Below are 24,076 nucleotides of genomic sequence, written 5' to 3' on the forward strand. Positions count from 1 at the left end.
AAGACCACCGACCTGGGTGACAAGGTCCTGGTCGGCCCGACTCCGGTCAGGACGGACCGCGCCTACGTGCAGCCCACGACCGGCTTCCCCGCCCTCGGCCTGAGCGTGCTCCAGGACGAGGCGGCGGACCGGTTGCCGCGGGGCGCCATCGAGGCTGTGGAGTCGACGAGCAGGATGTTCGGGATGGCGGCCACCGCGGACTTCGTGCGCGCCGTCACCCGCCGGAGCGATCTGCCGGACGTGGCCGTTCCCTTCCTCGCGGCCGTCCCGGACGTCGACGAGGTGTGGGGCTATCTGCGGTTCGTCTACGCCCACATCGTCGCCAGGCCGATCGGCGTCATCCTCAACCAGGGCCCGAGCCCGTTCATGGCCAAGCACGGCCTGCCGGTGGCGTCCCGGCCCGCGTTCGACCGCGTCCTGCGGGCTCTGCGGCCCCGTACCCGGGGCTACCTGGACATGCACCACGACGGCGTCAGCGGGCACCTCACCGTCACGCTCGGGAAGCTGCTGGAGTTCTACCGGAAGGCCGTCACGCCGGACAAGCCCTCCTTCCCCGGGTTCTTCGACGCCACCATCGGCGATGTGCCGTCGCCCCGCGAGCACACGACCTCCGCGCTGACCGGCCGCACCTCCCGGGGCAGGGTCGTCACCCAGAAGCAGATGGTCGACATGGACGACGACCAGTACCCGGTCCTGGACACCGATGACGGCCGGCTGGAGATTCCGCTGGTCCTCACGGAGCTGCGGCACTTCGCCTACGACGACGAGCTGTTGATGACCCCGCAGGAGATCCGGCGGGCCGTCGCCGAGCTCTCCGAGCTCAGCCGGGAGGCCTACCGGCGGGCGCTCACCCATCGCGCTCCGCTGCCCGAGGACGTCCTCCTCGAATCCGTCGCGCGGGTCGTGAACAATCCGGTGGTCCGGGGCATGGCCAACTTCGTGCACATGGTCCTGATGGCGGGTATGCCGCAGCCCGGCGGCACCCGGAAACTGATGTCCGTGGGGCAGAGCCAGAGGGTCGCCCGTGCGCTGGGCGCATACGCCCTGGGCACCCCGCTGCCCGTCGACGACCCGGTGCACCAGGCGCTGCGTACGGCCTTCGACGAGGCGTCCCGTGCCCTCGGCACCGCTCCCCCGCAGCACAGGGAGCAGCTCCGGACGGTGCTCGATGCGGCGCGGGGTGCTCTCGACATCCTGGCCGACCCGGAGCGGACGCCGCCGGCGATGGTGTGGGCTTCGGAGCTGGTCGCGGTCGACGGATCCCGGATCCCGCTGGACCGGGTGCTGGTCGTCCAGCACCGGGACGCGGCGGGCAGGCCGGTGTCGGTGTCCTCGCGTCCTGTGGCGGACTGGCAGGATGCCCGTCGGCACATCTACGGCCTGTTGCCGGAGGTGGGCGAGTTCACCTTCGTGCGGTCGGGGCCGGTGCCGATGGAGGGTCCGGCACATCCGTTGCCGTTCGCCGAGGCGTACGTGGTCGGACTTCGCGGTGACGCCCGCAGCGCCTCGCTGGCGTTGTCCGACGGCACCGACGGAGTGTTCGACTACACGCGGGTCGTGGACTTCCTGTTCGCGGTGGACGGACATCTCACGGCTCTGCCGCCGGAGCGTCCGGTGCTGGTGGCCGGAGCGGATATCGCCGGCCCGCCGGGGGCCGACCCGTTGGATACACCGCCGGCCGGCCAGGTTCTGGCGAACGGCCTGGACCGGTGGGTGTGGACGACCGGCAGCGGTATCGAGCCGGTGCTGGTCCCGGAGGACGGCGACCAGGGGCCGCGCTGGCAGTTGGCCGAAGGGGACTGGTGGGCCGGTTTCCGTCCCGAGCCGTCGACGGCCGAACTGGGCCGGTGGGCCGGGCAGGTGACCGGTGAGCGGGGCCGCGCCCCGGACGTACTGCGCTGGGTCCGGGCGATCCGGCTCGTCTACGGCCCGACGCTGGAGAACGACACGGCGGCGTTCGAGACGCTGCTGCGGGGCTTCTGGGCCCTGGAGCGGACCCGGGCGGCCAACGGTCACCAGTCCTCCCTGACCTGGAGCGACCTGCGGTCCGCGATCGGTTCGTACTTCGCGGCCAACGGACAGCCGCTGCCTCCGCTGCCGGTGGCCCTTCAGTTCCTGCTGGTCTCGGTCGCGGGCTCGGTGGGCGTGGACCTGGAGCTGTCCGGATTCCAGATCGTGCCGGTCCACCACAGCATGCGGGCCTGGCACATGCCTGCCGTCGGAGAGCCGACCGGCTACGGAACCGCGCGGGACGAGGAGGTGTCGCTCTTCGCGCCGCAGGCGGGGCCCTCCGCGCCACCGTCCGTGCCGTCTTCCGTGGTGAGTCCTCCCGCGCCACCCGGGATGCCGGGAACCTTCACCGGGCCGAACGATGTCCTGCTGTCTCCGGAGACCCTGATCAGGGAGACGTCGGGGCGCTCGCAGGGCCGTAACTGGACAGGCAGACCGGTGAGCCGGGTCCTGCCGGCGACGGTGCGGGTCATCGAGACGCGGCCCGGTGTCACACCGAAGATCGTGTCGAGCGGGCCGGCGCCGTGGCCGGACACCTCGTACGTGGTGGCGGCACAGGGTGAGCACGGGCTGGTGCGGCTGCCGGACGGCCGGGTGCTGGACGGCGAGGGAATCGCCGCCGCGCTGGCCGCCGACCCGGAGCTGACCCAGCTGCCGAAGGACATCCCGGTCGTACTGGCCGTACCGTTCGCGGGCCGGCAGTACCAGGAGGTGCTGCGGCTGGTGGCCGACCGGCTCGGCCGCACCGTGTGGGGCTCCAGCGGTACGGGGCGTCTGGCTCCCGACGGTTCCGGCTCACACGTTTTGGCGCTCGTGGATTCCGCCCCGGACGCGCCGGTCGGCTCGTGGGTGTCCACCTCCCCCTCGACCACGACGGGCCCGGACCCGGACCGCCGGTGGACGTCACTGGACGGCACCGCGTTCCGCGACAGCGACGTGTACACCCAGCCGCTGGTGGACGAGAGCCATGAGCGGTACGGCCGGATGGCCGTCTCGGGACAGGACGGTCTGCGACAGCGCGAACTGCGTTTCCGGACGTTCCGTCGGATGCGGCAGCTGGCGCACCGGCTGCCCGCCGGCGCGGGGTACCAGGAGGGCGGCTCCGAGCCGGTCTCCATGGACGCGGCGGTGTACGTGTACGCCGCCCATGGATCACCGGGGCGGATAGGGCTTCCGCTTCACGACGGACGGACGGTGCGACTGGGCAAGCGGGACGCCGCCGCGTACATCGCCGGGCTGCGTGAGGTGCGGGAGCTGCCGTCCGGGCACCGGATCCATCTGGAGGTCTGCTGGAGCGAGTCCGACGGCGATCCCCTGAAGCAGCAGCCGACGTACGGTCAGGCTCCCCATGTCGACGACCCGTTGGGCGACGTTCCACTCGCCCAGCACGTGGCCAACCTGACCCGGCGTGAGACGGACGGCGCCACCCGGCAGACCGGTCTCAGCAACAGCGAGCGCGTGACGGTGGACGGGGCGAACGGTGAGCGGGGCCGCCGGGTCGTGCGCCGTCCCGAGCCGCTGGACCCGGAGCTGGACCAGCTGGCGCGGGACGCGGGGCTGCACCGCGCTCCGGGTGCGGTGCCGCCGGAGACCCGGGCGACGGCACTGCGGTTGGTGCGTGCCTTGCGGACGGTGTTCGGCAACGAGATCGAGGACGACCGCGGCGTGCCCGGCGGCCGGTACGAAAACGTGCTCAAGGGCATCGGCGCACTGGAACGGATGCGGGCCAACGACCCCGCGCTCAGCCAGTTCACCCCCTTCCGCATGGACATGCTGGACTTCTACGTCCGGGAACACACGGACCGCGCCCCCGACACGGCCGGATACCAGGACCTGCTCGACTTCGCGGCGGCCCGCGTGGCCGCCGACCCCGGCGCCCGGCTGACCGAAGCGGTGCCGGTGCAGGCGCTCGTGGTCACGTTCAAGCAGCTGGCGGCCGACGGCGAGCGGATGACCCGTCACGTGCAGTCGCTGTCCGCCTCGGCGGCGTTCACTCCGGGGCATGTGGCGTCCACGCTGTGGGCCACGGCCCGTGCCGCCCAGGTCTTCGGCCTGACGACACTCTCGGACCGCGAGGCCATGGGCCGCAAGGTCCTCCACCTGGACGCGTCCGCCGTATGGGACCGGTCGCGGCAGGAAGCCCTCTGGGCGGTGCTGTCGAAGGCGATCGCGGAGGGCGTGGACGTCTCCGACCACGACCTGCTGGCCGCCTACCACCTGAAGGAGGCGGGTGCCTTCGGTCCGTCGGCGCTGCTCATGCAGGGACCCAATGTCCAGGGCGTCAACTGGTCGGGCACCACCGTCCCCGCCGGGATCAACTGGGGCGCTGTGCACCAGGTGGTGTCCGGGCCCGACGGGATCACCACGCAGCCGGTCCAGCCGGACTGGACCGGCCCGGGCAAGCCCATGCCCATGCTGCACGTGGTCGAGGTCGACCAGGCGGGCACCGTCATCGTCCACCTGCCCGGCCGCTCCCCGGTCGCGGTACCGGAGAACGAGTACCTGGCCCTGCTGGGCCTCGATCCGGCGCTGCGCACCATCCCCCTGGGTACGCCGGTGCTGTTCCTGACCACCGGGCCGGGTGCGTTGGACCCGCAGCTGGTGCGGCGGTTCTCCCAGCGCACCGGGCGCCCCGCCTTCGGCTACAGCGCACCGATGTTGCTCGCCCCCACGGCGCCCGGCTCCCCGCTCGGCATCCTCACCCTGCCGGACCCGGCCCTCGGGGCCCCGGGCCACTGGACCACCGCCACCCGGCAGCAGACCACCGCCGCGGGGACGGCCGGCAACCCCACCGCCGCGCGGGACGAGGAGGTGTCCCTCTTCGCGCCGCCGCCGGGATCACCCGCGCCGCCGTCCGGGGTGAGCCCTCCCGTGCCTTCCGCCGTGCCGGTCGCCTTCACCGGCCCGAACGACCCGGTCCTGTCGCCGAGGACCCGGATCACCGGGCCGTCACAACGCTCGCAGGGGCGCAACTGGACGGACAAGCCGGTGACCCGGGTCCTGCCGGGGACGGGCGTCATCGAGACCCGTCCGGGCGTGGAACCGAAGGTGGTCTCGAACGGTCCCGCACCATGGCCGGACACCGCCTATGTCGTGGCCGCCGAGGGCGAGAACGGGCGGGTGCGGCTGCCCGACGGGCGGGTGTGGGACGCCGAGGGGCTCGCCGCCGCGCTGGCCGCCGACCCGGACCTGGCCCAACTGCCCCAGGACGTCCCCGTCGTACTGGCCGTGCCGTTCGCCGGACAGCTGTACCAGGAGGTGCTGCGGCTGGTGGCCGACCGGCTGGGCCGCACCGTGTGGGGCACGAGCGGCGTCGGCCACCTGTTCCCCGACGAGACCGGGGACACGCATCTCCTCGCCCTGGTCGACAACGATCCGAACGTGCCGGTCGGCGTGTGGGTGTCGGCCTCTCCGTCGGCCGTGACCGGGCCGTACGCGGATCGCGTGTGGACGGCGCTGGACGGGACGACGTTCCGCGACAGCGACGTGGTCACCCGCCCGATGGTGGACGAGAACCACGAACGGTTCGGCCGGATGGCGATCGGGCAGAAGGACGCGCTGCGCAAGCGCGAGCAGCGGTTCCGGACGTTCCGTCGGATGACACGACTCATGCACTGGGCGCCCGCTGGTGGGAGCCATCAGGACACCGAGGCCGAGCCGGTCTCCATGGACTCGGCGGTGTACGTCTACGCCGCCCATGGGTCGCCCGGGCGGATGGCGTTCCCGCTCCGCGACGGACGGACGGTGCGGCTGGGCAAGCAGGACGCCGCCGCGTACATCGCGGGGCTGGCCGAGGTCCGGGCGCTGCCGCCGGGGCACCGGATGCACCTGGAGGTCTGCTGGAGCGATTCCGACGGTGACCCGCGACAGCAACAGGCCGCACACGCGCCGGCACCCCATGTCGACGACCCGCTGGACGACGTTCCGCTCGACCAGCTCGTGGCCAACCTGACCCGTCGGGAGACGGACGGAGCCACCAGGCCCACCGGCTTGAACGACCACCATCGTGGACTTCTGAGTTCGGCGAGCGGCGAGCGCGGGCGCCGGGTCCTGCGTCGCCCCGAGCCCCTGGAGCACGAGCTGGACCGGCTGGCGCGCGAAGCGGGCCTGCACCACGGTCCCGGGGCGGTGTCACCCGCGACCAGGGTGACGACGCTGCGGCTGGTCCGTGCTCTGCGGACGGTGTTCGGCACCATCATCGAGGACCACCGCGGCATACCCGGCGGCCGGTACGAGCGCGTACTCAGGGGCATCGGCGCTCTCGAACGGATGCGCGCCAACGACCCGACGATCAGCCAGTTCACCCCCTTCCGCATGGACATGCTGGACTTCTTCGTCCAGGAACACACCGGGAGGCCCGCGGACCCCAGGGGCTATGTGGCCCTGCTCGACCTCGCCGCGGCCCGGGTGGCGGCCGACCCCGGAACCCGGCTCACGGACGCCGTGCCGTCGCCCACTCTTCAGGTCACCCTCAAGCAGTTGGCGGACAAGGGTGAGCAGGTGATCCGTCATGTGCAGTCGGTCCCTGCTCCCGCGGCGTTCACCCCGCGGCAGGTGGCGTCCACCCTGTGGGCCACCGCCCGAGCCGCCCGGACCTTCCGCCCCATGACACCCGAGGACCGGGAGGCCATGGGCCGCAAGGTCCTCCACCTCGACAGCTCCACCGCCTGGGACCGGACGCGGCAGGAAGCCCTGTGGGCGGTGACGGCCAAGGCCCTCGCCCAGGGCATGGACGTCTCGGACCACGACCTGCTGGCCGCCTACCACCTCTCGGAGAGCGGCGCCTTCGGCCCCGCGGCACTGCTCAGACAGGGCCCCGACATCCAGGGCGTCAACTGGTCCGGCACCCTCGCGCCCGCAGGCGTCAACTGGGGCAGCGTGCGCCGGATGACCCACGGGCCCGACGGAACCACCACCCAGCCGGTCCAGCCGGACTGGACCGGCCCGGGCAAGCCCATGCCCGTACTGAACGTGGTCGAGGTCGACCAGGCCGGCACCATCGTCCTCCACCTCCCCGGCCGCTCCCCCGTCCCGGTCCCCGAGAACGAGTTCCTGGCCCTGATGGGCCTCGATCCGACACTGCGCACCGTCGCCCTGGACACCCCCGTACTGTTCCTGACCACCGGGCCGGGCGCCCTGAGCGCGCGGCTGGTGCAGCGGTTCTCCCAGAACACCGGGCGCCCCGCCTTCGGCTACAGCGCACCGATGATGCTCGGCGACGCCGGCCCCGCCGTCCCGCTCACCATCCTCGCCCTCCCCGACCAGGCCACCAGGGCGCCGGGCCGCTGGACCGCCGCCACGCGGCAGCAGGGCGGCCGGACCGCGGCGGCCGAGGACGACCTGATCATCTTCAGCCCGAAGGATCCCGCCACCCCGGTACAGCTGCCGGACATCGGGGCGCTGCGCGTCGGTGAGGGGGGCGAGCCCTCGGCCGGCTCCCTGCTCGCGCCTGAGACGCTGATGACGAACGCGTCGGGTGTGCCGCGCGGTCGCAACCTGACGGGCGAGAAGGTACGCCAGCTGCGCATCGGGCGGGTGCGCGTCTTCGAGGAGCAGCCGGGTGTTCCGCTGAAGGAGGTGTCCGGCGCGGACGCCGCCGCACCGTGGGGGGACTCGGCGTACGTCGTATGGGGTGAGAGCCGTCCGGACGGCGTGCGTTTCCCCGACGGGCGGGTGCTGGACGCCGGGAAGCTGGCCGCGGAACTGGCGGCGGACCCCGAGCTGGCGAAGCTGCCGAAGGACGTCCCGGTCGTGCTGCTGGTCCCGAACCTGGCGAACGAACGGTATCTGGAGTACCTGCGGGCGGTCGCCAACCTGCTGGAGCGGCCGGTGTGGGCGCCCAGTGGTGACGGCCGTCTGGTGCGCAACAAGAAGCGTGAGCACGTCCCGGCGCTCATCGACCACGGCCCGGACCAGCCACTCGGCTCGTGGGTGCCGTTCCGGCCGGTGAAGGCGGTGGCACCGCTCCCGGACCGCTCGTGGACGGCGCTGGACGGTACGGCGTTCCGCGACAGCGACGTCGCGTCCCGGCCCCTGGTCTCCGACCGGAACGAGCGGTTCGGCCGGATGTCGCACGCGGACGACGTACGGGACCGCGAAGGGCTCATGCGGTCGTACCTCCGCGCGAAGAAGCTGGTCCACCTCATGGCGTCCGGCAGCCGGACCGCGCTGATCAGCGAGGAGACGCGCACCCCGGAACCGGCGGCGTACGTGTACGTCGCCCACGGGCTGCCCGGCGGCCTCCTCCTCGCCCTGCGGGACGGCCGGACGGTGTGGCTCGGCGCGGCGGACGGCGGACGGTACGTCGGCGGGCTCCCCGAGGTGGCGGAGCTGCCGAAGGACCACCGCGTGAAGCTGGAGGTGTGCTGGAGCGACTCCGCGGGGAACCCGACGCTGCCGCAGCTGGACAACCGGCCGGCGCCCCAGGTCCACGACCCGCTGGCGGAGGTGTCCCTGGCCCAGCACACGGCGAACGCGAGCCGTCGCGTGACCAGTGGGTCGCTGATGAGCAGCGGCTTCCACACCGACGCCCACATCCTGCACGACGCCCCCGGCGGGGTGGTCGGGCGGCGCAGGGACGCGGTCCCCGAACCCCTGCCGCACGAGCTGGACCGGATGGCCAGGTCCGCGGGGCTGCACACCGGCGAGGAGGAGGCGTCGCCCGAGGTGCGCGAGACCACCCTCCGGCTGGTGCGGGCCCTGCGCATCGTGTTCGGCCCCGAGCCGGAGACGGACGGCGTACTGCACGAGGGACTGCTCAAGGGCATCGGCGCCATGGAGACCCTGCGCGCCAACGACGCGGCGCTGGGCCGGTTCACACCGTTCCGCATGGAGCTGTGGACCTTCGTCGCGCAGCGGGTCGGGGGCAGGACGCCGAGCCCCGACGACTACCGGAAGGTCCTGGACCTCGCCGCGCGACTGCTGACGCAGAAGCCGACGGCCCCGTTGAGCGAGGCCATCGGGGACCCGGCGATCCTGCACGCGATACGGCAGGTGACGCAGTCCGGCGCGGCCCTCGTGCGGAACGTGCTGAGGCAGCCCGAGAACTTCCCGGTGACGAAGCGCGCCGTGACGCAGGTCTTCTGGGCGATGGCGGGCGCCGCCCAGCAGATGGCCGGCCGGGACGAGGCGTTCACGGAGAAGCTGGGTCGCAGGGTCCTCCACATGTTCCCCGACGAGCAGTGGACCCCGGCGCGCAAGCAGCAGCTGTGGATGCTGACGGCCCAGGCCGTCTCCGCCGGGCTCGACCCGGCGGACTTCTTCGCGCTGTCCGCCTTCCACCTCGCGTCCAAGGGCGCGTTCGGGCCTGTCCGCCACCTCAGGAACGGCGAGGAGTTCCAGGGCTACAACTGGAGCGGCAGGCCGGCTCACGGTGGTGTCGACCTGCGGGGCGTCGGCCGGCAGGACATGGAGGGCGACGGGTCCTCCCTCACGCACTTCCGCGCGCCGTGGACGGCCGAGGGCGAGCACGAGGACGTCATGGTGGTGTGGACGGACACCGACGCCGAAGGCTTCGTGGTCCTCCACCTGCCCGGTACACCGCCGTTCCGGGTGTCGGACAGGGAGCTCCTGGCGCTGCTGGACCTGGCACCGCCGCTGCGCGTGACGGCGCTCGGTGTCCCGGTGCTGTTCGTCCTGTCCGGCGCGGGCAGCGGCGCCGGGCGCGCGACGGCTCTGTCGGAGGCGTTCTCCAACCGCACCGCCCGCAACGGATGGGCGTACAGCGGGGCGTTGACGGTGGCTCCCACCACTCCGGTTCCGGGTGGCACGTCCGCCCCGCTGCGCCTCATCGGTCTGCCCGAGACGGGCACCGGGAAGCAGGGTGTGTGGCGCAAGGCGTGGTTGCGGGGCCTCAATTCCAGCGTCCTGGTACCGGCTCCGTACGGCGACGCCCTGTTCTCCTCGCCGAAGCGGCCGGAGATGCCCGCCGCGACACCGGCGACGCTGCCGCGGAGTCTGACCGGTGCCGTGGTCACCGTGCCGCCGCCGCTCAGCCGCGAGGAGCTGACGGCGGCGGTGCGCCGGGCGGCGGGCCGCGATCCGGTGCGTGGCATGACGGTCGAGCGGTGCCTGGCGCTGCTGGGCGCGTTGCGCGGCGAGCTGTTCCCGCGCGGGGTGCGTCCGGCCCTGGGGGTGGACGATTCGGTGACCGGGGTGAAGCCGGCGGAGTCGTCGCTGGTGATGGGCCCCGGGTGGCGTGGGGTGCGGTCGTGGGAGTCGGTGGCCGGGGCGGTCGCCGCTCAGGGGCCGGGCGCGGTGGCGTTCGTCCTGGCGCGGCGCCAGGGCCCGCTGCCGGGGCACGCGTGGGCGGCGTACCACCTGAGCGGCCGTGGCGGTGTGGTGTGGGTGGACCTGTCGGCCGGTCACGGCCGTCAGGTGTCGGCGCTCCCGCCGTCGGTCGCGGCGTCCGACGCGCGGGCCGTCGTGGTCGGTCCCGCCGGGCAGGCACTGGAACGCGCGCTGCCCGAGTTCGCGCAGTCGTCGTCCACGGTGCACGCGGAGCTGGACGCGGCGGTCGAACCGGCTTACGGCGCCCTCGGTCTTGAGGTCGAGGAGCGCCGCGACCTCTTCATCGACGTGCCGGGCCGCATCACCACGACGCTGGTGCTGGCCCATGGCCCGGGGATCACGCTCGTGACCGACGGCCGGGGCTTCTGGATGACGGCCGACGGCCTGCTCCACGTCGACAGGCCGCAGGTCGCTCCGGGAGAGCCGCAGCCCGTCAGGGGGAAGTACACCATCGGTGAGTTCGTCCTCGATCCGATGGCGGTGATCCCGGGAGAGCGCAGGCAGTCCCAGGAAGAGGGCATGGCCCAGCTGCAGCGTGCGCGGGCCGCGGGGAGGATCGCGGACGAGCGGCAGGTCGCCGTCGCACTCACCGAGGTGCTGGGGCCACTCGGCGGCTGGACGTTCACCGAGGTGGGGTTGAAGACGAAGATCAACCCCGCGCCCGAGGGCTTCGACTGGACCGCCTACGGCCAGCTCACCGTCGGTTATCCCGCCGTCGGTCTCCGGGAACTCCAGGACATCGCCTACGAGCGCCTGACCGCGAAGCAGTTCGAGACCGCGGTGGCCGGTGCCCGGAGCTTCGGCCAGATGGTCACCACGATGTTCGCGAACCACGTACTCGGCGGGACCGCCGTGGAGAGCCACATCGTGCCGTTCCTCGCGGCCGTCCCGGACATCGACGAGGTGTGGGGCTACGGATGGCTGGGCTTCCAGAACGTCGCGGCCGCGCCGATCGGCGACGTCTTCGACAACTCCCGGCCGCCGGGGACCGACCCGGAACTCATCAAGAACCTCCTGCCCGCTGCCTCGCGGAACGCCCTGGACCGTGTCCTGCGGGCGCTGCGGCCCCGTACGCGGGCCTTCCTCAACGAGCGCCACGACCAGCTCACCGAGGACGCGGTCCAGCAACTGGGCAGGCTGCTGGAATTCTTCCGGCAGCGGCTGACGCCGGACCTGCCCCCGGCGGCCGGCTTCTTCGACACCGCCGGCGCGGACGTGCCGACGCCCCGGGAGCACTGGACGGCCGTCCTCACCGGACGTACGTCCCAGGGCGCCCTCATCAGCCAGCGCTACGCCGTCGGGATGGATGACGGCGACTACCCGACGCTGGACACCGACGACGGCCGGCTGGCCGTTCCGCTGGTCCTCGCGGAGCTGCGGCACTTCGGCTACACGGGCCAGTTCATGACGCCCGAGGAGATCCAGCGCGCCGTCGCCGAGATGTCCGCCCTCAGCCGCGGCGCCTACGAGCGCGCGCTGACGTCCCGGGCCCCGCTGCCCGAGGACGTCCTGCGTGAGGTGGTCCGGCGGATCGTGTCCGATCCGGTGGTGCGGGGCGTCTCGGGGTTCCTCGTGACCGCGCGGGCGGGCATCCCGCAGGCCGGCGGTCCCACCAGGAAGCTGCTGACGGAGTGGGACAGCAGGAAGATCGCGCTCGCGCTGGGCGGATACGCTCTGGGCAGGCCGCTGCACGACGGGCACCCCGCCTACCGGGATCTGCGGGCGGCGCTCGTCGAGGCGTACGCCCTGCTGTCCCGGATCCCCCCGGGCCGGCGGACGAAAGCCCAGGGCATCTTCGACGCGGCCCGCACCGCCCTGGGCATCCTGACCGACCCCCGGCAGACCCCTCCGGTCATGCCGTGGTTCGCGGAACTGGTCGCGTCGGACGGGTCCCGGATCCTCCTGGACCGGGTGCTGGTGATCAGGCACCGCGGTGCGGACGACAGGCCGGTGGGAACGTCCTCCCGGCCCCTTCAGGACTGGCAGGACGGACTGCGGCAGAGCTACGGCCTGCTGCCCGACGTGTCCGCCTTCACCTTCCTGCGGCCGGGCCCGGTGCCGCTGGAGAGCCCGGTCCAGGCGCTGCCGTTCGACGACGCGTACCTGGTCGGGCTCCGCGGCGGCCCCGGAGGCGCGGTCCTCGCCCTGGCCGACGGTGCCGACGCGGTCTTCGACTACGCCCGGATCGTGGACTTCCTGTTCGCGGTCGACGGAGACCTGACGGCACTGGCCCCGGAGATCCCCGTACTGGTGGTGGGGGCCGACCTCGCGGGCCCTCCGCCCGCCGACCCGCTGGAGACTCCGATGGCCGGTCAGGCCCTGGCCAACGGCCTGGACCGCTGGGTCTGGGCCACCGGTAGCGGCATCGAACCGTTCCTGGCGCCCGCGGACGGAACAGCCGGACCGCGCTGGCAGCTGGCCGAGGGCGACTGGTGGGCCGGGTTCCGTCCCGAGCCCTCGACGGCCGAACTGGGCCGGTGGGCGGAGCAGATCACCGGCGACCGCGGGCGGTCACCCGACGTACGGCGATGGGTACGAGCCGTCCGGCTGGTCTACGGTCCCGTGCTCGAGAACGACACAGCCGCGTTCGAGGCGCTGCTGCGCGGCTTCTGGGCCCTGGAGCGGACCCGCACGGCCAACGGCCTGCACGCCCCCCTCACCTGGATCGACCTGCGCTCCGCCGTCAGCTCGTACTTCGCCGCCAACGGCCAGCAGGAGCCCCCACTGCCGATGGCCCTGCAGTTCCTGCTCCTGTCCGCCGCTGGCTCGACCGGTGTCGACCTGGAACTCTCCGGGCTGTCGATCGTCCCGCGGCATCACAGCGTGCGGGCCTGGGAACGGGCTGCCGTGGGAGGTGCGGTCGGCGACGTGACGGCGCGGCCGGCCGGGACGTCCTTCTTCGGGCAGTCGGACACCGCGCCCGCGTCCGCCGTTCTCCCTGCCGCGCCTCCGGCGGTGTCCGGGGCGTTCACCGGGGCGACCGACCCGCTGCTGGCTCCGAAGTCCCTGCTCACCGGTCCGTCGGGGGGTCCGCAGGGCCGCAACTGGACGTCCAGGCCGGTGCAGCGGGTCCTGCCCGGGACGGTGAGGGTCGTCGAGACCCGGCCGGGCGTGGCGCCCAAGGTGGTTTCGAGCGGGCCGGCACCATGGCCCGAGTCGGCGTACGTGGTGGCCGCCGACGGCCGGGACGGTCGGGTGCGGCTTCCGGACGGCCGCGTCCTGGACGGCGAAGGCGTCGCCGACGCGCTGGCCGCCGACCCACATCTCGGCGGGCTGCCGCTGGACGTTCCCGTCGTCCTGGCCGTCCCGTTCGCGGGGGACCAGTACCAGCAGATGCTGCGGGTGGTGGCCGACCGCCTGGGCCGCACCGTGTGGGGGCCGAGCGGGGTGGGCCGCGCGGTTCCCGACGGCTCCGGGGACGCGCACGTCCTGGTGATGACGGACCCGGACCCGCAGGCGCCGGTCGGGGAGTGGGTGGCCGTCGCCCCGTCGGCCGCCACGGGCCCCTACACCGACCGCGCGTGGACGGCGCTGGACGGGACGACGTTCCGCGACAGCGACGTGGTCACGCGCCCCCTGGCCGACGAGAACCACGAGCGGTTCGGCCGGCTGGCCGTCCAGCGGCAGGACAGGCTGCGACAGCGGGAGCAGAACTTCCGGACCGTCCGCGACATGCGACGGCTCGTGCACTGGACGCCCGCCGGTACGCGGGCCCAGGTGACGGCCTCCGAGCCGGTCTCCATGGACTCGGCGGTGTACGTCTACGCCGGCCACGGCGAGCCCGGCCGGATGCAGCTCCCACTCCGTGACGGCCGGACGGTGTGGCTGGGCAAGCGGGACGCGGCCACGTACATAGCGGGGCTGCGTGAGGTCCGGGAGCTGCCGCAGGGGCACCGGATGCATCTGGAGGTCTGCTGGAGTGCTTCGGACGGTGACCCCGGACGCCCGCAGCCGTCGTTCGGTCCGGCCCCGCACATCGACGATCCGCTGGGCGACGTCCCCCTCGACCAGTACGTCGCCAACCTGAGCCGCCGGGAGACGGACGGGTCCACACGGATGACCGGTCTGGACGGCAGCCAACGCTCCGCCATGGGTGCGGCCGACGGTGAGCGGGGCCGTCGGGTCCTGCGCCGCCCCGAGCCGCTGGACCCCGAACTGGACCAGCTGGCGCGGGACGCGGGGCTGCACCCGGCCCCGGGCGCGGTGCCGCCGGAGACGCTGGTGACGGCGCTGCGGCTGGTGCGTGCGCTGCGGACGGTGTTCGGCAACGAGATCGAGGACCACCGCGGCACACCCGGCGGACGCTACGAGCGGGCGCTCAAGGGCATCGGCGCGCTGGAACGCATGCGCGCGAACGACCCGACGTTCAGTCGGTTCAGTCCCTTCCGCATGGATTTCTTCGACTTCTTCGTCCAGGAGCACACCGGCCGCGCCCCGGACCCGGCGGGATATCTCGCCCTGCTCGACTTCTCCGCCGGACGGATCGCGGCCGATCCCACCGCCCGGCTCACGGACGCGGTGCCGTCGCCGGCGCTCCAGGTCACCCTGAAGCAACTGACGGACGCGGGTGAGCGGGTCATCCGTCACGTGCAGTCGCTGCCCGCCTCGGCGGCGTTCACCGCGGGGCACGTGGCGTCCACGCTGTGGGCCACGGCCCGTGCCGCCCAGCTCTTCCGCCCGATGACACCCGCGGCCCGGGAGGCGATGGGCCGCAAGGTCCTGCACCTCGACAGCTCCACGGTCTGGGGCCGTCCGCAGCAGGAAGCCGTGTGGGCGGTGGCGGCCAAGGCGATCGCGGAGGGCCTGGACGCCTCCGGCCACGACCTGCTCGCCGCGTACCACCTGGCGGAGAGCGGTGCCTTCGGTCCGGCGGCGCTACTGAGGCAGGGGCCCAACATCCAGGGCGTCAACTGGTCCGGCACCGCCGCACCCGCCGGGGTCGACTGGAGCAACGTGCACCTCACGACGCACGGGCCCGACGGGACGGTCCCGCACCCGGTCAAGCCGGAGTGGACCGGCCCGGGCAAGCCCATGCCCATCCTGAACGTGGTCGAGGTCGATCGAACCGGCACCCCCGTCCTCCACCTGCCCGGCCGGTCTCCCGTCCCCGTACCCGAGAACGAGTTCCTGGCCCTCCTGGACATGGCCCCGGTGCTGCGTACGGTCTCCCTCGGCATTCCGGTGCTGTTCCTGACCACCGGACCGGGGGCGTTGAGCCCGCGGTTGGTTCAGCGGTTCTCGGAGCGCACCGGACGCCCCGCCTACGGTTACAGCGCCCCGATGACACTCACCGCCGGGAGCCCCGCCGCCCCGCTCGATGTCGTCACCCTGCCGGACCCTGACACCGGGGCCCCGGGCCACTGGATCGCCGCCGCCCGGCGGCTTTCCGGCACCGGGTCCGCCACCGCCCAGGACGACCTGGCCCTCTTCGGCCCGGCGTCCCCGTCCGGGCGGGCGACGGACCCGTTCCAGGACCCGGCCGCCGTGCTGCGGGACGGCTCCGGCACGGTGCGCGGACGCGACCTGACGGGGGCGTTCGTCGACCGGGTACGCGTCGACCGGGTACGGGAGATCACGGGCGGCCAGGGCGGCCCGGAGGTACCGGAGCCGGACCGGCCCGCGCCCTGGGGCGACGACGCGTACGTGGTCGGGGACCGGTCCTTCGTCGAGGAGCAGCTGAGCCACGAGGCGTTCGCCGAGAAGCTGGCGCACGATCCGGAACTGGCGGCGCTGCCGCCGCGCGTGCCGGTGGTCCTGGCGATCCCGTACGCCGGGTCCCAGTACCTGGAGCTGATGCGCGCGGTCGCCGTCAGGCTGGGGAGGCGGGTCTGGGCCCCCAGCGGTGACGGGCGGCTGCGGTACGACGCCGCGCTGCGCGCCCACGTGCCGACGATGACGGTCCGGGACGCCGGGGGCTGGCACGGTGACTGGGTGCCGTTCGACCCGCCCGCGGTGCCGGTGCCGTTCGAGGACCGTGAGTGGACGTCGGCCGAGGGCAGGCGGTTCCGCGACAGCGACGTGGCCACCCGGCCCCTGGTCTCCGACCGCCGCGAGCGGTTCGGCCGTGCGTCGGTGAACGACGACCTGGCACGGCGCGAGGAACTGCTGCGGGCCCTCCTCGACAAGCGGCAGCTGATCCACTACGTGGCCACCGGCGAGGGCGACAAGCAGGTCGCCACCGAGCGGATCACCCCGGACGGCGCTGTCTACAGGTACTACGGCCACGGGCTCCCGGGCGCGCTGGCGGTCGTCCTGCGTGACGGCGGGACAGTGTTGCTGGACGCTGCCGACGGCGGGCGGTACATCGGCGGGCTGCGCGAGGTCGGCGAACTGCCCGCCGGCCACCGGATGGGGCTGGAGGTCTGCTACGGGGCGTCGGCGGGCGACCCCGGGCACCAGCAGGAGGAGGGCCGCCCGGTACCTCGCGTGGAGGACCCTCTGGAGGAGGTGTCCCTCGCCCAGCACACGGCTAATGCCAGCCGTCGGGTGGTCGAAGCGTCCTCACTGATAAAGGCGTTGGACGATGACTCCCATGTCGTGGAGGACACCCCCGGTGGTGTGATCGGGCGTGTGGAGCGCTTCCGGCCGGAGCCGCTGGACGACGAGCTGGACCAGCTGGCGCGGGACGCGGGCCTCCACCGCGACCCGGGTGCCGTGCCACCGGCGGTCCGGGCGACCACACTTCGGCTGGTCCGTGCGCTGCGCCTGGTGTTCGGCCATGACGTGGAGGACGACCGCGGTGTGCCGGGCGGCCGGTACGAACGGGTGCTGAAGGGCGTGGGCGCTCTGGAGACGCTGCGCGCCAACGACCCCGGCGTGCGGCTGTTCACCCTGTTCCGGACGGACCTGTGGACCTTCCTCGCGCGGCGGATCGGCGGGTACACCCCGGACCGGGCCGCCTACCTGGCCGTCCTGGACGCGGCCCGGGACCGGGTCGCCCTGCGGCCGGACATCACGCTCGGCGAGATGCTCCCGGACACGGCCCTGACGTACGCCGTCGACGAGTTCTCGGGAAGCGGCGGGCAGGACCTCGTCCGGGACGTGCTGGAGCTGCCCGACTTCATGGCGGTACGCCCGAAGGACACCGCACGGGCCTACTGGGCGACGGTGGCGGCGGCCGACCAGGTGCTGTTCCGGATGACACCGGCGGAACAGGAGAGCCTGGGACGCGGCGTTCTCCACATGGCGGACACCGACCCGTGGACCGATGACCGGATCATGGAGCTGACCCTCCTGGCCACGCGGGCCCACGCACGCGGCCTGGACATCACCGACCCGCATCTGCTGGCCGCCCACCACCTCGGCGGACTGGGGGCCTTCAAGCAGATCCTCACGGACGGGGCGGAGCCCACCGGTTACAACTGGAGCGGACGCCCCGCCCCGAACGGCGTGGACATGGACCACTGGTACGCGCGGGTGAGGAGCGGCAGCGACATCCTCACCGTTCCTCACCCGGCCCGGTGGAAATCCAGGGAGCAGCCCGGGAAGTCCCTCGCGATCTGGACCGGGACCGACCAGGGAGCCGTCGTCATCCACCTCCCCGGGCACGCTCCGCTGCCCGTGCCCGACGAGGAGCTCTGGGCACTTCTGGACCTCGCCCCGCTGGTGACCGAGGCGGGCGTCGACGTCCCCGTCGTCTTCCCGATGTCCGGGTTCACAGCCGCGGGGCCGAAGCGGACGCAGGCGTTCTCCGACCGCACCGGCCGGAACGCCTTCGCCTACTCGGGACCGCTCGACGTCATCGAGGACGACCTGTTCGCCCCGCTGCGCATCACCGCCGTCCGCGAGAAGAAGCTGGGGCGGTGGACCACGACCGTCTGGAAGGCCAGGCCGGTCCGGACGTCCTCCTCCGGCATGGTCACCACGGCCCCGGACACCGGTTCCGGTGACGCCGACGGGAACGTCCAGGCCTGGCCGGCGCCGTCGGCCCGCCACGACCCCGGCGTCGGGACGTTCCACTTCGCGACCGGGACGCCTCGTCGGGACCCCGGTACCGACGAGGAGGGCGGGGACACGGGGATCGCCTATCCGTCCGCCGTACGGATCAACGCCACTCCCGTGTCCCCGGCCGGCCGGGAGGGCACCCCCGAGGCGGACACCACCGACGGCGGGACCCGTTCCGACGGCGGCCCGGCCTGGGCCGTACGGTCCTGGCGCCCCGCCGGATCGGCCGGCACGGCACGGTTCGCGCCCATGTACCGGGACCGTGAGTGGCGGCGCCGCAGCGTGGCCCTGGAGCTCGCGTTCGCCGGGCACACGGGCCGTACCGGCGGTCTCACCGAGTCCGTACGCGACGCGGTGTCCCGCATGTACGGGGAACTCACCGCACGCCACGGCGAGGACGCGGCCCGGAGGTCCTTCTTCGCACCGGACTCGGTCCCCGGCGACCCGGCCGCGGCGCTGGAGCGGCTGCTCGACGCACCGCCGGGACCGCTCGCCCTCGACGCGCTGATGACCGCGTTCACGTACGCGTCGTACGCGGGCCCCGGCCTGCCGCGCGAGACGGCCGAGGCCCTGTCCCGCCCTGCGGACCGCCGTGGCCGGTACGCACCGGGCAGCGCGTACCGCGACGTGCACGACACCAGGGGCATGCGCCGCGTGGGCGGTGAACACGGCCCCGCGCTGCGGCTGTTGCAGACCTACGCCGCACTCGGCGCGTCGAGGGACGGCCTGCTCGCGCTGCGCGGCGCGCTCATCGCCTGGGCGATCCCGGCCGACCTCCAGTCGCTCCACGAAATCCTCCGCGCCTCCCACCGGATCGGCCTGGGAACCGATGAGGAGCGCGGCCTCGCGCTGCGCGACGGTGCCGGACTCCACACCTGGGTGGCGGACCCGGCCAGGTCCTTCGACGTGCATCCGACCGGCGCGGGGGAGCCTTCCTCCGCGCGGCTCGTCCCGCCGCACCGCGCGCTGTACGCGGAGCGGATGACGTTCGGCCGGACCATCACGCGCAGCAAGCTCGACCTCCCGGGCGGTCTCGTGGACCTGGTCGACGCCGCGCTCGCCGGAAACCTGCCGTCCGACACGGACCGGAGCCGAGCCCTCCACTCGTGGCTGAGCCGCTACGGCGACGTGGGCCGGGCGGCCCTGGAGCGACTGCACCCGGCCCACCTGACGGCCGTTCACCTCTACAGCGGGGCCGACTACCGGCTGATGAAGGCGTTCCTCAACGGCGAGCGGTTCGGCGAGGGAATGGGACGGCGCCTGGTGCGCCTCAACGCCTGGACGATGACCCGGAAGATGGCCGAGGTCGGCGCCGCGGACCTCCTTCCGACGACACTTCGCAAGCAGGCCGGCTTCGCCGCCCTGTTCGACGCCATGTGGGACGTGGACGACCTCCTGGAGCGGACCGCCGAGGTGGCCCGCCTGAAGAGCCGCATGGACGCGATGGCCGACGCGGTGTACGAGGAGCTGTCGCTGCACGTCGACATGACGATCGAGGCACTGGAGATCCTGCCCCCGCTGAACGCCGACGTCTGGTGGGGTGACCGCGGGATGCCCGGCGCGCTGGGCGCCCCGCCGGCGGAGGGACCGGTGTACGGCCGGGACGCCATCACGATGCCGTTCTTCCGCAGTACGGCGCTGGTGGAGGAGGAAGCGCTCGGCTTCATGAACCGGAGCAAGGGCGTGCCCGGCGACGCGCACCGCGGGCTGGTGCACGTGGCGCGCTCGACGGCCCGGGAGGTCAACCCGTTCGCGGCCCTGCCGCTGGAGACGGAGGCTCTGTACCCGCCGGGTGCCTCCTTCGACGTCTTTACCCGGACGATCGTCACGGGCGACTCACGGAAGGAGCCGTACGAGGCGATCGACGTACACGAGAGGGCACCGCGCCAGGACGCACCGGGCGCCACCGGTCGGATCACCGAACCCGGCTCCCCCGACGACCTGTTCGGCATCGCGCCCTCGGTCACCGCCGTGGGGGGCAGTCCGCGCCCGGCGCCCGTGGTGCGGCCCGTGCACCGCAACGGGGAGGAGCCGGCGGCCCGCGCGTTCTTCGCCCCGGACGAAGCACCGGAGGACCCGTTCGCAGAGGGCGAGCCGCACCCCCGGATCGTGGAACTCACCGACGAGGACACCTCCGTAGGGAACGGCACTCCCGCGCCCCCCGACGGCTACCGGCGCACCGGGCCGTACGCCGCCGAGCTCGACGGCACCGTGTTCGCCCTCCACGAGTCGACGGGCGAGGGCGGCCGGTCCGTCGACACCCTGCTGTTCGCCCTCCGTCACGTGGCGGCCGACGCGCTCCGGGAGGCGGGCGTCGAGACGTCCGACGACTTCCGCGCCTGGCTGGGTGGCACCCTCGCCGACGACGACGTGTCCGAGCCGGAGGTGCCGTCGCTCGACGAGGGTCCGAGTGTTCCGTTGAGCCTCCTGGACAAGGCCGGGGTGCCTCTTGATCTCGGCCTGCGCACGGAGGGCATGCTCCTCGGTGACCGGCTCCCCGCCGCGCGGGTTCCACTGAGCGCCGTGCAGCGGTTGAGGGTGCTGCTCGCCGACTCCTCCTACGGGGCCGAGGGCATGGACGTGCCGATGGGGCCGCTCGTGGCGGCGGCGGTCCGCGGGCTCGGGGTGACGGTGGCCGTGGCGGACACGGGAGGCGAGGTGACGTTCCACGGTGAGCGCATGGGCGGCACACCGCCCGCCCTGCTCGTCCGTGACGGGGACGGCCATCTCGCCGGCCTTCCGGACGGCCCGGGCGACACCACCGCCGGGAGCGAGGCACGGCTGAGCCGGGTGGTGGACGCCCTGTACTCCGCTCCGGTGTCCGTGCTGCGCCCGGCCGCGGACCGGCAGGCCCCGGAATGGGTCCTGGCCCGCATCCGCTATATGACGGAGGCGGTGCGCTTCGAGCAGCGCCTGGGCCGGTATCTCGGGGGTCACGCGGCGGCGAACGCACAGCTCGGCGTGATGACCCGCGAGCTGTGGACCCGGGCGGTGGCCGCGGGCCGCTGGTCGGAACTGGGCTCGGACGACCCCTCGGTCGACGGCGCGGTGGGCACCGGTTGGGACCAGCTCGTGGCGGTGGTGGAGTCGGGCAACCTGCGGGAGCGCATGGGCATGCTGTGGATCGGCTCGCAGGCTCCGGACGGGCAGGGCGGAGTGATCTCCGACCTGCTCGGCAGCCCCGATCCGAACCCCGAGGTCATCACCGCGGAGTACCGGTCGTCGAGGCCGCCCTCGCAGACGATGACGGTGTACCAGGAGTTGGGCGGACGGTCCGACAGGACGCCCGAGGAGCAGGCGCTGATGGACCGGGCGGAGAACGCTCTGCGGACGCCGCTGCGCCCCGAGGACCTGTCGCCGCCGCTGAGTGACGCCGAGCGGGCCCTGATGTCGGGCGACGGGATGCCCTGGATCCCGGGGATGAACCGGTACGGCATCGCCATGGACAGCGTTCCGCAGTCCGAGGCGGAGAGGAACGGCGCCCTGGTCCGGGCCGGTACCTCCGGCTCGGCCCGCCGGCTGCTGGCGCAGGCGGTGAAGATGCGCGACGTGTGGGGCCTCGACGTCGATCTGGGCCTGGTGCGGCTCGCGCTGATGGCGGAGATGCTGCAGGCCGAGCACCACACCCTGGACGAGATCATGCGGGGCAGCCAGCTGGTCCTCGATCGTCTGAGGCAGAGCGGCGCCCCGGCGTCGGCCGACCTCGACTACGTCAACAACTGGGGCCGTTACTGGCGTATCGCGCCCCTGACCGAGGCGGAGCTGCGGGAGCACGTGGCCGTCGACGGCAGGTTCCCCGACGAGCACGCGCTGGACACGGCGGAGCTGCCGGACAGTGACGGGCGGACCGGACCGGCCGACCCTCCCGACCCGGCGGCGGCCGAGTGGGCCCAGGAGCACCGCGACGTACTCGATGACGCCCTGCGCGTACTGGCGGCGCTCGGGCCCGATGCCCTGCCCGGAGCCGACGGCGGTGTGCTGTCGGCCGGCCGGCTGGAGCGGCTGGTCGACGCGTGGTTCCGCGCACGGAACCTGGTCCCGCCCGCCTCCTTGGCCGACGGGCTCCGCCGCATACTGAACGACGACCGTGCCTGACGTCCCAGCGAGGAGCTCATGAACGACAACACCGCCGCGGGGGCGTCCGTCCCCGGGTCCGGGGTCGCCGACACCCCGCCGTCGGTCCCCGAGGACATCAGGGAAGCCGCCCGGCTCGCTCCCGACCACTGGCTCGGCATGGTCGACCCCGCGTGGTCGGGCGAGGGGGAACCGCCGGGGTGGGCGGTGGTGGGCCGGTGGAGGTCCGGTCTGGACGGCGAGATCGAGGAGTGGCGGGCGAACGAGGAGTACCGCCCCTCGCCGCGGGCGCTCGGCTGGCCCGCGCCGACCGACCCGGTGGACGAGGCGGTCCAGCTCGCCGCCACGGGTTACGGCCCGGGCGACGCCGTCCCGCGGGCGCTCGCCGTGACCGAGGTCGCCGTCCTGCTCGGCCCCGGGGGTGTCCCGCTGTCGGCCACCTCCCCCGACGGGGCGGCGGTGGTACCCGTGTTCACCTCCCCCACCTACCTGCACGCGGCCGGGCGCTTCGGTTACGAACTGACGCCGGTCGGCGAGGTGGCCGACCGGATACCGGAAGGCCATGTGCTCTACCTCAACCCCTCCGGCCCGGTCGGCATGACCGTGGAGACGGAGGTCCTGCGTGAGGCGGTCGGTGCGGCGGCCGGGCGCGGGGCGGGGCCCGCAGAGCCGTCGGCGTCCCCGCGCTCCTCGACGGCCGGTACGCCGCTGCCGAAGCATCCGGTCACCGCGCCCCCCGGCGGTGCCCGGGACGGAGAGGGGGCCGGTCCCGGGCAGGCCCCCGGCCCCGGCAACTGACCGCGTCGCACCGCCCCTCACTCACACACCTATGGAGTTGCCCCCATGACGAGCGCTTCCGGCCTTCCGGACCACGAACCCGAGACCGACGCCGACACCGCCGGCGGGCCCACCGGTGAGGGTCCGGGCCCCTCCGGTACGCAGGGCGGCCCGTCCGCCGTGCTGAAGGGCCAACCGGGCTTCCGGGAACCGCCCGAGGACTACGTCAGGGCCGCCGCGGTGGCCCCCGGGCACTGGCTGTCCGTGATCGACCGGCACTGGAGCGGCGACGAGGGAGAGCCGCCGCCCGTCTGGGCGAGCCTCGGACGCTGGCGCAGTGACGAGAACGGGGAGATCGTCGAGTGGGAGGTGAACACCGAGTACCGGCCCTCACCCGACGCGCACGGCTGGGCCCCGCCGGTCAGTCCCGTGGACGCCGCCGTGCAACTGGTCGCCACCGGCTACGCCTCGGAGGATCTGTTCGCCCTGATGCTCGCCGACGCCGAGGTGGCCGTGTGCGTCGACGGCGACGGGGGCCTGGCACTGACCGACGCGGAGGACGGTACGGAGGCCGTGGCCGTCTTCTCGACGTCACCGGAGCTGGTGCAGGACAAACTGCCTGCGCACGAGGTGATGTCGGTGCCCGATCTCCTGGACCGGCTGCCGGAGGGGAAGGAGGTGCTGTTCCTCAGCTCCTCCGCTCCGGTGGGACAACTCGTCACAGCGAGCGCGCTGCGGGCCGCCAAGGCCGAACTGGAGACGTACGAGAGGGAGGAGGACCTCGACGAGTGGCCGCTGGAGCCCTCATGGGGCGACGGCGTTCCCGCGAGCTTCACGGATCTTCCGGACATCGGACCGGCCGAGGGCCGGCCCGGGCGCGGGGTGGAGGAGAACTGATATGCCCGTGCCCCGGTGGTCCGCTCCGCGGCCACGGGCGATCAGCGCGGCGACGAGAACGTACACGCCCGTCAACACGGAGCAG

3 protein-coding genes (1 of these 3 only partly in view) are annotated in these 24,076 nt (G+C 73.4%); all 3 read left to right on the forward strand.

Translation table 11 applies throughout. From position 1 onward, the window contains the following. Tightly spaced (at most 45 nt apart), the 3 genes in view from ACFWVP_RS17460 to ACFWVP_RS17470 form a layout consistent with a single transcriptional unit that may run on beyond the window. Positions 1-22,338, forward strand: partial view of a lonely Cys domain-containing protein gene (locus tag ACFWVP_RS17460; RefSeq protein WP_384497534.1) — the 3' portion only. The gene continues 16,233 nt to the left of window position 1, outside the view; the window shows 22,338 of its 38,571 coding nt (coding positions 16,234-38,571); the start codon falls outside the window, past its left edge; the stop codon is at positions 22,336-22,338. Positions 22,339-22,356: 18 nt separating this feature from the next. Further along, entirely contained in the window at positions 22,357-23,115 is a 759-nt protein-coding gene (locus ACFWVP_RS17465) for a type VII secretion system-associated protein (protein ID WP_384497536.1), read from the forward strand. Positions 23,116-23,160: 45 nt separating this feature from the next. Then, positions 23,161-23,991 carry a type VII secretion system-associated protein gene (locus tag ACFWVP_RS17470; RefSeq protein WP_384497538.1) on the forward strand — a complete coding sequence of 277 codons (831 nt, stop codon included), beginning with the start codon at positions 23,161-23,163 and terminating at the stop codon, positions 23,989-23,991. Positions 23,992-24,076: the final 85 nt, after the last annotated feature.

Origin of the sequence: Streptomyces sp. NPDC058637 (assembly GCF_042717325.1) — a bacterium.
Classification (GTDB): Bacteria; Actinomycetota; Actinomycetes; order Streptomycetales; family Streptomycetaceae; genus Streptomyces.

Bases quoted from the DNA above. Each gene is read 5' to 3' on its own strand.
- ACFWVP_RS17470 (WP_384497538.1), top strand. From the start codon at position 23,161: ATGACGAGCGCTTCCGGCCTTCCGGACCACGAACCCGAGACCGACGCC.
- ACFWVP_RS17465 (WP_384497536.1), top strand. From the start codon at position 22,357: ATGAACGACAACACCGCCGCGGGGGCGTCCGTCCCCGGGTCCGGGGTC.